Source organism: Pseudomonas sp. FG86 (assembly GCF_057808775.1).
Window position 1 is genome coordinate 21,941 of sequence record NZ_JBMDIS010000008.1, and the last position, 14,863, is coordinate 36,803.

Sequence of the window (14,863 nt, forward strand, 5' to 3'; positions counted from 1 at the left end):
AGCGGGATGCAAGAGACTAAATATGGGATCAAGCTCGCCCAGGAAGACTACCGCTGGATGATCGGCGACGCGGATCTAGGCAATGTGCTTGCACCGTTTTCCACAAGCGCTGTGGCACCCGTGAGCCTGGATGCCGCAGCGCAGCCGCCGTTGGAGCTGCGCTCTGCGTTGGTCACACTCAGTGTGGATATCAACGCATTGACCCAGGAGCAGGTGCGGCTGCGTGAGGCGTTGGAGGCGCTCAACAGCACATTGTTCATCAATGGAAATTCCCTGGCGCCCAAGCAGGCCGACGTCACCGCGAGCGCGGCGGAAGAGAAGGCGAAGGAGCCCGCCGATGGTCCTGTGATGAGCGCGATCAAGGAGTCTGGAGACGAATTGTGGGACGCGTTCAAAAGCAAGCTCGCCGAAAAAGCCATTGATTTTGTCGCAGGTTCCCTTGGCAAGGTGTTCAAAGGGCGCAAAAACATCAGCGGGCGTAATACAAGATTACGTCGCCTGTTCGAGCAACCCGGCCAGGCTTTGGGCGGCTCGCCAATGGGTTTTCATTCGGGAGCGCCCTCACAAAACTATCCAGCTTTTGCCATGGCTAACCCGCCAGCGTCCGCGGCCAACCTGCCCTCGGGGGCCTTGACCGATGCCCTTGGCAAATTCGAATCCCTCGGCATCCGGCGGCTTGGGCCATTTAGGGTCGCCGAAGCCTCCCTGGACGTGATCCAAGGTGTACGCAACGGCGATGCACATGCCATCGGCTCAGGCCTGAGCACCGCCGGTGGCGCCTGGGCCGGCGCCTCCGCAGGTGCGGCCATTGGCACGATGGTTTTCCCCGGCGTTGGCACCGCTGTCGGCGGCGCAATCGGCGGCCTGCTGGGCAGCGAGGCAGGCGCTTGGATCGGAGGCAAATTGTTCGGGTCAAGTGATCGCCTGCCAACACCCGGTGCGGTGAGTAAGGAACTCAGCAGTGCGCGCACGGACAACGTGCAAGTGACCCTCGCCCCGAGTATCCAGATCACCGGCGTCAACCCCGCCGATGCCCAGCAGGTCGTCAACCAGGTGATCCAGGCGCTGCAGTTTCAGTGTCTGCCGATGTTCAGCGACGCCCTCGGCATCCGACGCAATGCAGCACTGGCCGATTCTCCTGGAGGTGATTGATGCGACAACAAATGGTGCTCGGCGACTTTATTTTCGGTTTGTCTCGAGGATTTGCCTATTCCTCGTTGGTCCGTAACAGCGACGGCGGCTGGAGTGACCTGGCTATTATTGCCAGCAAGTCGCAGTCGCGGCAGAGCGGTCAGAAACTGGAAAAACTCACATTCAGCGGCACGGCCATGTACGGCGTAGGCATGCAGCGCCTGGACGAATTGCGCGCGCTGCAAAATGCGCGGGCGCCGTTGCCCCTGGTTGATGGCATCGGCCGTAACTGGGGCTTGTGGCGGATCAATTCGATCGTGGAAACGCAGAGCAATGTGATCGATGACGGCACCGCCATGGTCATGGCCTGGACGCTGGAATTGGAGGAATTCGTCAATGCGTAGAGTGCGAAGTATCGCCGGTGATTCGGTCAACCTGTTGCTTTATCGGGAGTTGGGCCGTTGCGATGACGCGGCGGAAGAAACCCTTTGGCGCCTGAACCCCGAGCTTGCCGAATATGGCCCGGTGTTACCGGCCGGCGTGTGGGTGATCGTGCCTGAAATGCACGCGCGGCCGGTGGCGGTGCGCCCCGTTTTGGCCTGGGATTAAGGAGGCTGCATGGCACAGGGATTTACGCCTATCGTGGAGTTTTATGGCGCCAATGCGGCGCTGCTCAATCAGCGCTTGATGCGCTGGAGCCACACCGACGCAGCGGGCATTGAGACTGACCGGCTGGAGCTGACCCTCAATATCGAGGGCTTGGACGGCCTGCCCACTCTGAACGGCAAGATTGGCCTGCGTGTCGGTTACCTGGAGTCGGGGTTGGTGGAGAAGGGCGAGTTTGTCGTCACCCAACGCACCCCGGTGCTGTTTCCAATGCGCTTGATGATCGTGGCCACGGCAGCGCCCTTCAGCGTGGTCGATGCAACGGGTTACCGTCAGCGTCGATCCGCCAGTTACGGCCCGACAACCCTTGGCGCGCTGTTTCGCCAACTGGTCAGTCGTCACGGCTATTCACCGCGAGTGGCGCCCGCGCTGGAGGGGATTGCGATCGCGCACATCGACCAATCCAACGAAAGTGACATGGCGTTCATTTCGCGCCTTGCCCGCCTCTATAGTGCGGTCACCAAACCGTTTAACGAGCTCTATGTGTTGGCCGAAGCCGGCCGAGCCAAGTCGCTCTCCGGCCAGTTGCTGCCGGAAGTGAAGCTGTCGGTGACTGAGGATAACCGCCCCGGTGAACAGAGCTTTATCACCGCCAAACTCGACGAAAAATCCCGCTCGAAATACGAAGGTTGCCGCGCCAGTTGGTGGGATGCCGCCGCCGGCAGGCAGCGTGTGGTTCAGGTGGGGAATGCTCCGTTCAAAACCTTGCGCCAACGCTACCAGAACGAAGCCGAAGCCCGCGCCGTTGCCGAAGGCGAACTACGCCGTGTGGGGCGTGAAAATTTGAAGTTGGTGATCGATTGCCCGGGCAATCCATTGTTGGCCGCGGAAGGGCTGTTGGTGCTGGATGAGAGCTGGCCGTCTTATATGCAGGGACGATGGTCGATAAAGCAGGTGGTGCATGTCGGCGATCCGGCGACGGGATACCGCAGTTCGATCACGGCGGGTGGGTTGTCGATATAGAGACTTTTCGAGAGTAAAACCAATGGTGATAACACTCCCCCAGCTGCTTGGCGTTATGCCGGATGCCCGCCTGAGAGCGGGCGTTTTTTTAACGCCCTTGAATGCGGCTTTCGTTCGCTTCGAGATTGACCGTGCGAAGCGCATCGCCGCCTTCCTCGCTCAGATCGGCCACGAATCCGGCGAGCTGCGTTACGTCCGTGAACTGGGCAGCGATCAATACCTGAGCAAATACGATACCGGCGGCCTGGCCGTACGCCTGGGCAATAGCCCCGAAGCGGATGGCGATGGTCAGCTGTACCGGGGCAGGGGGCTGATCCAAATTACCGGCCGGCGCAATTACCTGGCCTGTAGCCAGGCCTTGTTTGGCGATGATCGTTTGTTGCGTCAACCGCAACTGCTGGAGCAACCGCAATGGGCTGCCGAGTCGGCCGCCTGGTTCTGGCAGAGCAACGGCCTGAATGAGCTGGCCGACAAGGACCAGTTCACCACTATCACCCGGCGCATAAACGGTGGGCTCAATGGGCTGGAAAACCGCTTGCAGCTATGGGCGCGGGCGAAGGCGGTCTTATGCGTTACCTGACGGTTTGCCGGCTGATCGGCGCTTGCCTGTTGATCGCGCTGACTTGGCAGGTGCAGGCCTGGCGCTATGGTGCGCAGCTTGAGCGCGAGGCGTCTGCCCAGGCGCGGGCGTTGAGCCAGCAGCATCTAGTGGCTTTGCGTCAACAACAGGCGGAGAACGACAAACGGCAGGCGTTGGAACAACAGCTCAGCGCCAGCGATCAACAACACGCTCGGGAGTTAAGCGATGCCCAACGTACTCAAGCAGCTCTGCGCGACCGCCTGGCCACTGCTGATGTGCGGTTGTCAGTCCTTCTCGACGCCAGCGACCCCGCCAGAGGCAGTACAATGCCCGCCACCCCCGCCTCCGGCGGCGTGGTTCATGCAGCCCCGCGAGCCCGACTTGACCCGGCGCATGCTCAGCGAATTATCGCCATCACCGACGACGGTGATAACGCCGTGATCGCCTTGCGTGCCTGCCAGGCCTATGTGCGTGCCGTTGCGCGTTAGCCTCTGGATACATGCTGCAACTTGCATGGTCGATAGGCTCCTGTAGGGTAGGCAAACGCCCGCCCACTCCAGGAGACGACCGTGAAAGAAATCACCCAACTTGCCGCTGAACTGGGTCGCCGTTTACAGGTGCTCAATGCCCACGTCACCACGGCTGAATCCTGTACCGGTGGCGGTATTGCCGAGGCTATTACGCGGATTCCAGGGAGTTCGGCGTGGTTCGAGGCCGGCTATGTCACCTATTCCAACCGGCAAAAGACCCGTCAGTTGAACGTGCCTGAGGCGCTGTTCGCCAAAGTCGGCGCGGTCAGCCAGGAAGTGGTGGAGGCGATGGTCCGCGGCGCACAGGAAAAAAGCCTGGCGCGTTTTGCCGTGGCGGTCAGTGGCGTGGCGGGGCCCGATGGCGGTTCGCCGGAAAAACCGGTGGGCACGGTGTGGCTGGCCTTCGGCGTCGGGGACGAGGTCACCGCTGAGCTTGCGCACTTCCCGGGTAACCGCGACGAGGTCCGCCGACAAACGGTAAAGGCCGCGCTGGAGGGCTTGTTGCGACGAGCTGCAGCAGAAATAGAAAATCAGGGGTAGGCGATCTCTGATCTTTGTGGAACAATACTGTCTACTTATACAGGTGTTGGCCGCCAGGCCTTATTGATTACGTGAGGACTTTAATGGACGACAACAAGAAGAAAGCCTTGGCTGCGGCCCTGGGTCAGATCGAACGTCAATTCGGCAAGGGTGCCGTAATGCGTATGGGCGATCATGACCGTCAGGCGATCCCGGCTATCTCCACTGGCTCTCTGGGTCTGGACATCGCGCTCGGCATTGGCGGCCTGCCAAAAGGCCGTATCGTTGAAATCTACGGTCCTGAATCTTCCGGTAAAACCACCCTGACCTTGTCGGTGATTGCCCAGGCGCAAAAAATGGGCGCCACTTGCGCGTTCGTCGACGCCGAGCACGCCCTTGACCCTGAATATGCCGGCAAGCTGGGCGTCAACGTTGACGACCTGCTGGTTTCCCAACCGGACACCGGTGAGCAAGCCCTCGAAATCACCGACATGCTGGTGCGCTCCAACGCCATCGACGTGATCGTGGTCGACTCCGTGGCTGCCCTGGTACCGAAAGCTGAAATCGAAGGCGAAATGGGTGATATGCACGTGGGCCTGCAAGCCCGCCTCATGTCCCAGGCGCTGCGTAAAATCACCGGTAACATCAAGAATGCCAACTGCCTGGTGATCTTCATCAACCAGATCCGGATGAAGATCGGCGTCATGTTCGGCAGCCCGGAAACCACTACCGGTGGTAACGCGCTGAAGTTCTACGCTTCGGTTCGTCTGGACATCCGTCGTACTGGCGCGGTGAAGGAAGGTGACGAGGTTGTCGGTAGCGAAACCCGCGTCAAGGTCGTGAAGAATAAAGTGGCCCCGCCATTCCGTCAGGCCGAGTTCCAGATTCTCTACGGCAAGGGTATCTACCTGAACGGCGAGATGATCGACCTGGGCGTGCTGCACGGTTTTGTCGAGAAGTCCGGTGCCTGGTATGCCTACAACGGCAGCAAAATCGGCCAGGGCAAGGCTAACTCGGCCAAGTTCCTGCAAGACAACCCGGATATCGCGGCGACCCTTGAGAAGCAGATTCGCGACAAGCTGCTGACCCCTACGCCAGACGTGAAAGCGGCCGCCAATCGCGAGCCGGTTGAAGAAGTAGAAGAAGTCGACACTGACATCTGAAGCAAACGATGACTGTTGTACTGGATACACTTGTCGCCGTTCGGCGCACCGCAATGGACCTGCTTGCTCGCCGCGAGCATGGTCGAGTCGAGCTGACGCGTAAACTGCGTCAGCGCGGCGCGGAGCCTGAGATGATCGAGACCGCCCTTGACCGTTTGACGGAAGAAGGGCTGCTGTCGGAGTCCCGCTACCTCGAAAGCTTTGTCTCCTACCGAGCCCGTTCCGGCTACGGCCCCGCGCGGATTCGCGAAGAGCTGAGCCAACGCGGTTTGCAGCGCGCCGATATAGACATTGCCCTACGTGAGTGCGGTATCAGTTGGCAGTCGCAACTGGAGGACACCTGGCGCCGCAAGTTTGCCGGTCACCTTCCAATTGATGCCAGGGAACGCGCGAAGCAGGGGCGCTTCTTGAGTTATCGCGGTTTTTCGATGGAAATGATCAGCCGCTTACTCAGTGGCCGAGACATGGACGACTGAGTACCTTGCTGTGTGTTGAACAGGCTTGTTGTGTGGCGAGCGGGCTTGCCCCGCGTTGGGCTGCGAAGCAGCCCCAATAGCCTCACCCTCAATCTAAACCTGAACCACCAAAAACTGCCCCAAAAAAAGGCCCGCTATGAAAATAGCCGGGCCTTTTTGCGTTTCTGGATTCTGCGTCGCGTTTCTGGATTTCACGCCGGCTGCGGCGCTACTCGCTGTTGCGTCTTCCCCTGGGACTGCGCCCAGTTCTCCGGCAAGTTGATGTAGTCCACCAACTCCCGCAGCCGGCCCTGATCGCGTCCGTTGAAGTTGAACACCAGTCGCGTCAAATGGCTGAACCTCGGTTCATCATGCTCCTCGCCGGTATAGGCAAGCTGCTGGAACTCTCCACTCAACCGTAGGCTGGCGAACTCGTTCTGCAAATGAGCCAGCGCACGCTCGCTGAGCGGGTGATTCATGCGCACCACGAATTCACGCTTCAACCAACGTGTGGAATGGAAGTTGGCATAGAACTGATTGATCTCTTCGACGGCCTCTTCAGCGCTGTACACCAGGCGTATCAGCTTGAGGTCAGTGGGGAGGATATAGCGATTGGCCTCCAGTTGATTGCGGATAAAGTCCAGGGCGCCCTGCCAGAAACCGCCTCCAGGTGCGTCCAGCAGTACCACGGGTACCAGTGGGCTTTTGCCGGTCTGGATCAACGTCAGCACTTCCAGCGCTTCATCCAGCGTGCCGAAACCGCCCGGGCACAGCACCAACGCGTCGGCTTCCTTGACGAAGAACAGCTTACGGGTGAAGAAAAAGTGGAAGGACAGCAGGTTCTCGGTACCATCGATGGTCGGGTTGGCGTGCTGTTCAAATGGCAGGGTGATGTTGAACCCAAGGCTATGTTCCAGGCCTGCGCCTTCGTGAGCCGCCGCCATGATGCCGCCGCCGCCACCGGTGATCACCATCAAGTCTGATCGGGCCAGCGCTGCACCGACTTCACGGGCCAGGGCATACAACGGGCTCTCGACAGGCGTGCGTGCCGAGCCGAACACCGTGACCTTGCGCCGGCCCTTGAACTGCTCCAGTACACGGAAAGCGTGGTCCAGCTCGCGGATCGCCTGCAAGGTGATCTTGGCGTTCCAGCGGCTACTGTCGTCCTGGGCCATGCGCAGAACGGTCAGGATCATGTCGCGATAAAGGGGGATGTTAGGGCTGTCAGGCGCAATCAGCTGGAGTTGAGCGTCGACCTGCTGTGTAAGGTCAGCTCCGTTTGCTTCAAAATGCTGAAGCAGGCGGTCATTCGGTTCGTAAGGCATTCAACGTCTCCTTCTTCACAGAGGCCAGGTCAACGACGAGATATTCGTCCGTCGCCACGACACTGCATGTGTCGCTGCATGCCCAAGGCAATGAACAATGTTCGCCAAGCGGCAAAGCGGGCTCTGTATGTTCCTTGTGATGTAAAAACCTTTGCACTGCAAGTTGCAGGAGGGCAACCCTCTTTTGCCCTGAAAATGTTACAGGACGGCGTGAAGACCGCTGTAGAAGGGCTGCTGGGATGACTTGATCATGGGCCGAAAAACCCTTGGCTGGCAACCGCTTATTGGTCGCTCATCACGGTAGTTTGACTGCCGCTGGAAACGGAATCGGGGAAATCGGCGCGCCGCTGGACAGCCGCGCGCGAGGGCCAAGCCACATTACTTTTTCTTTTTCGCCGCAGCCGGTGCCGGGCAATCCGCTTCCACGAACTTCACTGATGCCACAGGACGGTTGGTCTTGTTCTCGGTGATTTCGTAGCGCATCACCGCGCCCTTGGCCATCAGCTCGCGGTAGCCCTTGTTCAGGCATACGCTCTGACCCAGCTGGAAATACACTGCCTTGGGGTTGGCGCGCATCTGTTCGGCGCGATCAGGCAGCACGCTGAGGTGGTCGATCAGTTGCATTCCCTCAACGGTGTAGGCCACTTCCAGGGTTTTTTCGTCAATTTCCCGGGGCAGCTCCTTGTTGCTTTCGGCCGCGACGCTTTGCAGCTTCTTGTTCATTTGCGCCTCCAGCAACGAGGCTGCCTGGGCGCCCACAGGCAGGACCAACGCGAGCGCGACGGATGGGGCAACAAGACGCAGCATGGAACGCAGCATGAAACTCTCCTGATTCGGTTACTGGTGCATAGACCAGCCACTGCGCTATGCGTTCAGTGGCGCGCAATTATAGTGGACCCCTTGCCATGACAGCCAGGCGTATCGATGGGAAGTACGACGGGCTCTGGTAAACTGCGGCCACTTAAGCCCTTCTCGAGTTCCCCCAGTGTCGATTTCCTCTTCCGTGCGGCGCATCCAATGAGCCATGCCGTCTCCCGCCTGCGCACCCAACGCCTGGCGCGGGCCGTCAGGCCTTTTGTCAACCGTGGCTCCCGCGCCGAGCGCTGCCCCGGCTGCCGGGTGATCCCGCAATATTGCCTGTGCGCCTGGCGGCCTCAGGTCGAGGCTCGGTCTGCAATGTGCCTGTTGATGCACGACGTCGAACCGATGAAACCGAGCAACACCGGCTGGCTGATCGCTGATGTCATCGACGACACCCGTGCATTTGCCTGGTCGCGCACCGAGGTCGATCCCGAACTGCTCATCTTGCTCGCGGATCCGCAATGGCAGCCGTATATCGTATTCCCTGGCGAATTTGTCGCACCTGAGCGAGTGGTCAGCGAAGTCGTCGTAGGGGAGGGCAAGCGCCCGCTGTTTATCCTGCTGGACGGCACTTGGAGCGAAGCGCGCAAGATGTTTCGCAAAAGCCCCTATCTGGAGCATCTGCCTGTCCTGAGCCTGGCCCCGGAGCAACTGTCGCGCTATAAACTGCGGCGTTCCAAGCGGGATGATCACTTCTGCACCGCCGAAGTGGCCGCGCTGTGCTTGGAGCTGGCCGCCGACCAGGCCGCGAGCGAAGTGCTGGATGCTTATCTCGACGTGTTCAGCACCCATTACCTGGCCGCCAAGTTCCAGTTACCGCTGGACTTGGCAGACATCGTCCATACTCGTCTTGCACCCTATATCCCGGCGGTATAACCAGACGACGTTTGCATGATGGCACTGCAGCCCCACAACTCGCTAAAATGCCACGGGCGTAGTGCTTGACCCCCCAGGCTGCGCTGGGCATGCTGGGCGCCGATCAGGGCGCAACCGTGAGTTTTCAACGTCGTTCCAGGTGTTTTTGACGTTGAGCCTGCCCTGTGGCGATGGCTGCCTGGCCGTCGCCTTGTGTACTGGCGAACCCTGAACCCATCAGGGCTGCCATAAAAAACAGGATCATTTAATCAATGGCCACATACGAAATCCTGATAGCCGATGACCACCCGCTGTTTCGCAGTGCATTGCATCAGGCGGTAACCCTGGGCCTGGGCCCCGATGTCCGCCTGGTCGAAGTGGCCAGCATTGCCGAGCTGGAAACCCGCCTCACCGAAAAATCCGACTGGGACCTGGTGCTGCTCGACCTGAACATGCCCGGCGCCTATGGTTTCTCTGGGTTGGTGCTGCTGCGCGGGCAATACCCGCAGATTCCGGTGGTGATGGTCTCGGCCCAGGAAGAGGCCGACGTGGTGGTGCGCTCCAAGGAGTTTGGCGCCAGTGGTTTCATTCCCAAGTCCAGTTCCATGGAAGCGATCCAGCGTGCCGTGCGCGCGGTGTTGGAGGGCGATGTGTCCTGGCCGCCGCAAGCGTTTGAAGAAATCAACGTGTCCGACGAGGCCAAGGCCGCCCGTGATGGCTTGGCCAGCCTGACACCCCAGCAGTTCCGGGTGTTGACCATGGTCTGCGAAGGCCTCTTGAACAAGCAGATCGCCTACGAGTTGAGCGTGTCGGAAGCGACCATCAAGGCCCACGTGACAGCCATCTTTCGCAAGCTGGGCGTGCGGACGCGTACCCAGGCAGCACTGCTCTTGCAACAACTTGAGTCAATTTCGCAGCATTAAGCGGTCATTGCTTCACGCTTTTTTGACTTTGCTTGATCTAGTTTCCCCACTCCTTTGGTTCAGTTGCCTACATCTATGTCGCCTTTCAAGGGTCAAACCGGTATCAAACGTATCTTCAATGCAGGGGGCTACTCCCTGGATGGCCTGCGCGCAGCTTTCACCGGCGAGGCGGCTTTCCGTCAGTTGGTGTTGTTGAACGTCATCCTGATCCCACTGAGCTTCTTCCTGCACGTCAGCCGCGTCGAGCGTGCGTTGCTGATTGCGGTATGCCTGCTGGCCTTGATCGTTGAATTGCTCAATTCGGCGGTAGAGGCGGCGATCGACCGCATTTCCCTGGACCGTCATCCCCTGTCGAAAAACGCCAAGGACATGGGCAGCGCCGCGCAATTCGTGGCCCTGACCATGATCACCCTGGTGTGGGCCGTGATCCTGATCTAAGGCTCAGGCAATGCTCGGCAGCACGATCTCGTCGCTGCGCTGTACCCCGGCGGTAAAGGCGCGGCACAGTTCGAGAAACTCGCGCATGGCCGAGGTCTGGTACTTCTGTTTATGCCAGATGAAGTAGAACTGCCGGGCCAGGTCCAGGTCCGGGGTTTCCACGGGCACCAGGCTGCCCCGGCGGAAGGCATCACGCAGCGCCAATCGGGAAATACAGCCAATCCCCAGCCCGGACTCCACTGCACGCTTGATCGCCTCGGTGTGTTCCAGCTCCAGGCGGATATTCAGCGCGCTGCGGTGATGGCGCATGGCCTGGTCGAAGGTCAGTCGTGTCCCTGAGCCTTGCTCCCGCAGGATCCAGGCTTCATGGGTCAACGCTTCCATGGTCGCTATGCCGCGTTTGGCCAGGTGGTGCTGCGGCGCGCAAAACACCACCAGTTCATCCTCTACCCAGGTTTGCACCTCGATATCCGGGTGGCTGCAATCGCCTTCGATTAGACCCAGGTCAATTTCATAGTGGGCCACCTGGTGCACGATATTGGCTGTGTTCTGTACATGCAGCTTCACCTGGCTTTCGGGGTGCTGCTGCATAAAGCTGCCGATCAGCAGGGTGGCCAGGTAATTGCCGATGGTCAGGGTTGCGCCGACCGCCAGGGAGCCGAAACCGGACTTGCCGTTGAGCAGGTCCTCGATTTCCTTGGCCTGGTCCAACAGGGCCACCGCCTGGGGTAACAGCTGGTGCCCGAGGGCGTTGAGGCTCAGGCGTTTACCGGCGCGGTCGAACAATTGGCAGCTGGATTGACGCTCCAGCTCGGTAATCGAAGTGCTGGCGGCGGATTGAGATAAGGCCAGGAGACCAGCAGCGCGGGATACGCTTTCCTGCTGGGCGACGGCGACGAAGACTTGCAGTTGACGGAGAGTAAATCGCATATCGATATAACCGATAACCCTTATCTTAATAATCCAGTTAACAGATATTGTCGCCGCCATTAGAATGCTGTGCAATTGCGCACCTATCATTTGGCGCAGACCCATTTCCAGGAGTCCCCCGTACATGAGCAACATGAACCACGAGCGTGTCCTCAGTGTTCATCACTGGAACGACACTCTGTTCAGCTTCAAGTGCACCCGCGATCCGGGCCTGCGCTTCGAGAACGGTCAGTTCGTGATGATCGGCCTGCAACAGCCCAACGGCCGCCCGCTCATGCGCGCATATTCCATTGCCAGCCCGAACTGGGAAGAGCATCTGGAATTCTTCAGCATCAAGGTGCCGGATGGCCCGCTGACTTCCCAATTGCAGCATTTGAAGGAAGGCGACGAGATCATCATCAGCAAGAAACCGACAGGCACCCTGGTGCTTGACGATCTGAAGCCGGGCAAACACCTGTACCTGCTCAGCACCGGTACTGGCCTGGCGCCGTTTATGAGCGTGATCCAGGATCCGGAAACCTACGAGCGTTTCGAAAAAGTGATCCTGTGCCACGGCGTGCGTTACGTCAACGAAGTCGCCTACCGCGAATTCATCACCGAGCACCTGCCGCAGAACGAATTCTTCGGCGAAGCCCTGCGTGAAAAGTTGATCTACTACCCGACCGTGACCCGTGAACCGTTCGAGAACGAAGGCCGCCTGACCGACCTGATGCGCAGTGGCAAGCTGTTCCGTGACATCGGCCTGCCACCGATCAACCCCGAGGACGACCGCGCCATGCTGTGCGGCAGCCCAAGCATGTTGGACGAGACCAGCGAAGTGCTGAACAGCTTCGGCCTGAAAGTTTCGCCGCGCATGCGTGAGCCGGGTGATTACCTGATCGAGCGCGCGTTCGTCGAGAAATAAACGCGTTCAAAAAATGTGGGAGGGGGCTTGCTCCCGATTGCGGTGTATCAGTCGCCTTATGTGGTGACTGACACCCTGCAATCGGGGGCAAGCCCCCTCCCACATTTGTTTCCGGTGTATTCAGTTAGCCGGCACCACTTCCAGCACACAAATCATCCCGGGCTCGGGATAGTGCCAGCGCACATCTACATCCCAGAACTGCGCTCCATATTCGCGCTCAGGCCCAGGTGTCTGGTACGCCGGCCGTGGATCCTGCGCCAGGCACTGATCGATCAACTCCACCAACGGCTCCCCAAGGCGCTGGGCGTGGCCTTGTGCCTGTTGCAGCGCCGTCTTCAGCCATTGCACCGGAATCAGTTGCGGCGCACCACTGGCGATGCTGTTGGTGGCCGTGTCGATGATGTCGGCGTAGGGCACATACGGCTTGATATCCAGCACCGGTGTGCCATCGAGCAAATCAATCCCGGAAATCCATAGTCGCCCCGGCTCCACCTTGTCCAGCTTCACCACCGACTGGCCAATCCCATTGGGCCGATGGGTGGCGCGGGTGGCAAATACGCCCATGGACGTGTTGCCGCCCAGGCGCGGCGGGCGCACTTTCAAGCGTGGCTTGTCTTCCAGGGCCTGGTGGAACAGAAACAACAGCCAAACATGGCTGACCTGCTCCAGGCCCTGCACCGCCTCGCCTTGGTCGAACGGCGCGACCAGCTCCAGCACGCCCCGTGCGGCAGGCGCCAGTTGCGGCTGGCGCGGAATGGCGAACTTCTCCTTGAAACAGGAGCGCACGAAGCCGACGGGCGAGACGTGGTAACTCATGGTTTACGCGCGAACCCGCAGCGTCAGGCCCTTGAGGAAGTTACGCAGCAACTGGTCGCCGCACGGACGGTAGTTAGTGTGGCCGGCCTTGCGGAACAGCGCGCTCAGCTCCGGCTTGGACACCGGGAACTCGGCGGCCTTGAGGATGGCATGCATGTCGTCTTCCTTGAGTTCGAAGGCCACGCGCAGTTTCTTGAGGATGATGTTGTTGGTCACCGGGGTTTCGATCGGCTGTGGCGGACGGCTTTCGTCCTTGCCACGCTTGAAAATCACCAGGCCATCGAGGAAATGCGCCATGACCTCATCCGGGCAGAACACGAAGCCTTCTTCCTCGTCTTTCTTGAGGTAAGTCAGCAGGTCTTCCTTGGTCACGTCCATGCCGCCGAGCTTGATGATCTCGACCATCTTGTTGTCGCTGATGTCGAGCATGTAGCGCACGCTGCGCAGTACGTCATTGTGAATCATGGTGGGCAATCCTGGTTTTCAACAGTGGGCGCCGCCGGGTGGGGCGGCGCCTGGAAAGGGGGAGTGGCTTAGAACTTCTCTTTGCCGGACAGGTAACGCCATTGACCTACCGGCACCTTGCCGATGGACACGCCGCCGATGCGGATGCGGCGGATGGCGATGACCTTCAAGCCAACCGCTTCGCAGAACAGGGCGATCACGCCCGGTTGCGGGTTTTTCATCGCAAAGCGCAGGCGGTTTTCGTTCTGCCAGCTGGCTTTCACCGCCGGCAGCTCTTTGCCTTTGTAGGTCAGGCCATGGTTGAGGCGGTTCAGGCCATGGGCAACCATGTCGCCCTCGACCTCGACCACGTATTCCTGCTCGATCTTGGCGGCATCGGCGGTCAACTTGCGCAGTATCTTCCAGTCCTGGGTGAACACCAGCAGGCCGCTGGCCTTGGCTTGCAGGTCGGCGCTGGCGGTCAGGCGCAGGAAATGCCCCTTGAGCGGGCGCTTGCTGAAGCGGTGCTCTTCGGACAGCGTTTCGGCGCTGATCGAAGCCATGGCTGTCTCGGCATCCACGCCAACCGGCGCGTGCAGGAGGATAGTCACCGGCTCCGGCGCGGTGGCCTTGGCGTCAGGGTCCAGTTCGACCTTTTGGGTCGTGACCTTGAACTGCGGCTCGTCGATCACTTCACCGTCCACCGAGACCCAGCCGCCTTCGATAAACAGCTCAGCCTCCCGACGGGAGCAACCGACCAGCTCGATAAGGCGTTTGGAGAGGCGTATGGGGTCAGTCATGACAAGGGCCGTAGCAAAAGGGGGCCGCTATTGTACCTGCCTGGAGCCGGTTAATCCCGGCCCCATTTCATTTAGCCCTGGCGCGCCTGCTGTGGCGCCTGGCGCAAACGCAAATGCAGCAACGGATAAGGCTGCCCCAGGCCATCATGCTCTGTGCGTCCGATCACCTCGAAGCCTTGTTTGAAGTAAAAGCCCAGGGCCTGGGGGTTCTGTTCGTTGACGTCCAGCTCATCGGCATTCATGCATTCGATCGCGTACCGCAGCAATTGCCGGCCCAGCCCCTGGCCACGGTATTGCGGGTCGATAAACAACATCTCGACCTTGCCTGCGGCCACCCCGGCAAACCCGGTAATGCGCTGGCGCGAGTCCTTGGTGCAGATCAGCATCACCGAGTCCAGGTAACGGGTCAGCACCAGGTTCTTCAGCTGTTCGATATAACTGTCCGGCAGGAAATCATGGGTGGCCCGCACCGAGGCCTCCCATATCCTTGCCAACTGCGCGTAGTCGCTGGTTCTGGGTGTATGGATAACCGAATGCTGACGCATGCCCGCTGCCCCTTG

21 protein-coding genes are annotated in these 14,863 nt (G+C 59.8%); 14 read left to right on the plus strand and 7 right to left on the minus strand.

Features of this window, described 5'->3' with window-relative positions; translation table 11 throughout:
- Positions 1–6: 6 nt before the first annotated feature.
- The 9 genes from ACODSV_RS07765 to recX all read left to right on the plus strand — a co-directional run bounded on the left by ACODSV_RS07765 (position 7) and on the right by recX (position 6,028).
- Positions 7–1,152, plus strand: a complete 1,146-nt coding sequence (locus ACODSV_RS07765; protein ID WP_150054028.1) for a hypothetical protein — start codon at positions 7–9, stop codon at positions 1,150–1,152.
- Positions 1,152–1,535 carry a phage tail protein gene (locus ACODSV_RS07770; protein WP_024073746.1) on the plus strand — a complete coding sequence of 128 codons (384 nt, stop codon included), beginning with the start codon at positions 1,152–1,154 and terminating at the stop codon, positions 1,533–1,535. The genes ACODSV_RS07765 and ACODSV_RS07770 overlap by 1 nt, the downstream gene beginning before the upstream one ends.
- Positions 1,528–1,740: a tail protein X gene (locus ACODSV_RS07775; RefSeq protein WP_024073747.1), complete on the plus strand. Its 213-nt coding sequence runs from the start codon at positions 1,528–1,530 to the stop codon at positions 1,738–1,740. The genes ACODSV_RS07770 and ACODSV_RS07775 overlap by 8 nt, the downstream gene beginning before the upstream one ends.
- Before the next feature lie 9 nt (positions 1,741–1,749).
- Positions 1,750–2,760: a contractile injection system protein, VgrG/Pvc8 family gene (locus tag ACODSV_RS07780; RefSeq protein ID WP_069075368.1), complete on the plus strand. Its 1,011-nt coding sequence runs from the start codon at positions 1,750–1,752 to the stop codon at positions 2,758–2,760.
- 22 nt (positions 2,761–2,782) lie between these two features.
- Entirely contained in the window at positions 2,783–3,340 is a 558-nt protein-coding gene (locus tag ACODSV_RS07785) for a glycoside hydrolase family 19 protein (protein WP_024073749.1), read from the plus strand.
- Positions 3,328–3,828: a lysis system i-spanin subunit Rz gene (locus ACODSV_RS07790; RefSeq protein ID WP_069075370.1), complete on the plus strand. Its 501-nt coding sequence runs from the start codon at positions 3,328–3,330 to the stop codon at positions 3,826–3,828. Before ACODSV_RS07785 ends, ACODSV_RS07790 begins: the two co-directional genes overlap by 13 nt.
- Positions 3,829–3,909: 81 nt before the next feature.
- Entirely contained in the window at positions 3,910–4,410 is a 501-nt protein-coding gene (locus ACODSV_RS07795; protein ID WP_024073751.1) for a CinA family protein, read from the plus strand.
- Positions 4,411–4,493: 83 nt separating this feature from the next.
- Positions 4,494–5,552 carry a recombinase RecA gene (gene recA / locus ACODSV_RS07800; protein ID WP_024073752.1) on the plus strand — a complete coding sequence of 353 codons (1,059 nt, stop codon included), beginning with the start codon at positions 4,494–4,496 and terminating at the stop codon, positions 5,550–5,552.
- Positions 5,553–5,560: 8 nt separating this feature from the next.
- Positions 5,561–6,028: a recombination regulator RecX gene (recX, locus tag ACODSV_RS07805; RefSeq protein ID WP_024073753.1), complete on the plus strand. Its 468-nt coding sequence runs from the start codon at positions 5,561–5,563 to the stop codon at positions 6,026–6,028.
- A 191-nt stretch (positions 6,029–6,219) separates the two neighbouring features.
- On the opposite strand, the gene ACODSV_RS07810 is transcribed toward recX, so the two are convergent.
- Entirely contained in the window at positions 6,220–7,332 is a 1,113-nt protein-coding gene (locus tag ACODSV_RS07810) for an LOG family protein (protein ID WP_024073754.1), read from the minus strand.
- A 78-nt stretch (positions 7,333–7,410) separates the two neighbouring features.
- Between ACODSV_RS07810 and ACODSV_RS07815 the strand changes: the two genes are divergently transcribed.
- The gene (locus ACODSV_RS07815) at positions 7,411–7,575 is read left to right on the plus strand and encodes a hypothetical protein (protein ID WP_155766381.1); all 165 of its coding nucleotides are present in this window, start codon (positions 7,411–7,413) and stop codon (positions 7,573–7,575) included.
- Positions 7,576–7,710: 135 nt separating this feature from the next.
- Here the strand turns inward: ACODSV_RS07815 and ACODSV_RS07820 are convergent, their stop codons facing one another.
- Positions 7,711–8,151, minus strand: a complete 441-nt coding sequence (locus tag ACODSV_RS07820) for a PA3611 family quorum-sensing-regulated virulence factor (RefSeq protein ID WP_024073755.1) — start codon at positions 8,149–8,151, stop codon at positions 7,711–7,713.
- Between the two features lie 198 nt (positions 8,152–8,349).
- Between ACODSV_RS07820 and ACODSV_RS07825 the strand changes: the two genes are divergently transcribed.
- The 3 genes from ACODSV_RS07825 (at position 8,350) to ACODSV_RS07835 (ending at position 10,409) form a co-directional block, all read left to right on the plus strand.
- A complete protein-coding gene (locus ACODSV_RS07825; protein WP_024073756.1) occupies positions 8,350–9,069 on the plus strand; it encodes a tRNA-uridine aminocarboxypropyltransferase in 720 nt (239 codons plus the stop codon).
- A gap of 251 nt (positions 9,070–9,320) precedes the next feature.
- Positions 9,321–9,971 (plus strand): response regulator transcription factor ErdR, encoded by a 651-nt coding sequence (gene erdR, locus ACODSV_RS07830; RefSeq protein WP_024073758.1) that lies wholly within the window; start codon positions 9,321–9,323, stop codon positions 9,969–9,971.
- A 75-nt stretch (positions 9,972–10,046) separates the two neighbouring features.
- Positions 10,047–10,409, plus strand: a complete 363-nt coding sequence (locus tag ACODSV_RS07835; protein WP_017137081.1) for a diacylglycerol kinase — start codon at positions 10,047–10,049, stop codon at positions 10,407–10,409.
- A 3-nt stretch (positions 10,410–10,412) separates the two neighbouring features.
- Here ACODSV_RS07835 and ACODSV_RS07840 read toward each other — a convergent pair whose 3' ends face one another.
- Positions 10,413–11,339: a LysR family transcriptional regulator gene (locus tag ACODSV_RS07840; RefSeq protein WP_024073759.1), complete on the minus strand. Its 927-nt coding sequence runs from the start codon at positions 11,337–11,339 to the stop codon at positions 10,413–10,415.
- 124 nt (positions 11,340–11,463) lie between these two features.
- Here ACODSV_RS07840 and fpr point away from each other — a divergent pair, with 124 nt between their 5' ends.
- Entirely contained in the window at positions 11,464–12,243 is a 780-nt protein-coding gene (fpr, locus tag ACODSV_RS07845) for a ferredoxin-NADP reductase (protein WP_024073760.1), read from the plus strand.
- Between the two features lie 120 nt (positions 12,244–12,363).
- On the opposite strand, the gene tsaA is transcribed toward fpr, so the two are convergent.
- The 4 genes from tsaA to ACODSV_RS07865 form a co-directional block, all read right to left on the minus strand.
- Positions 12,364–13,059, minus strand: a complete 696-nt coding sequence (tsaA, locus tag ACODSV_RS07850; protein WP_150054277.1) for a tRNA (N6-threonylcarbamoyladenosine(37)-N6)-methyltransferase TrmO — start codon at positions 13,057–13,059, stop codon at positions 12,364–12,366.
- A 3-nt stretch (positions 13,060–13,062) separates the two neighbouring features.
- Entirely contained in the window at positions 13,063–13,524 is a 462-nt protein-coding gene (locus ACODSV_RS07855) for a YehS family protein (protein ID WP_024073762.1), read from the minus strand.
- 68 nt (positions 13,525–13,592) lie between these two features.
- Positions 13,593–14,303, minus strand: coding sequence for an rRNA pseudouridine synthase (locus ACODSV_RS07860; protein ID WP_024073763.1), 711 nt, complete (start codon positions 14,301–14,303; stop codon positions 13,593–13,595).
- A gap of 71 nt (positions 14,304–14,374) precedes the next feature.
- Positions 14,375–14,848, minus strand: a complete 474-nt coding sequence (locus ACODSV_RS07865; protein WP_150054278.1) for a GNAT family N-acetyltransferase — start codon at positions 14,846–14,848, stop codon at positions 14,375–14,377.
- Between the last annotated feature and the right edge of the window lie 15 nt (positions 14,849–14,863).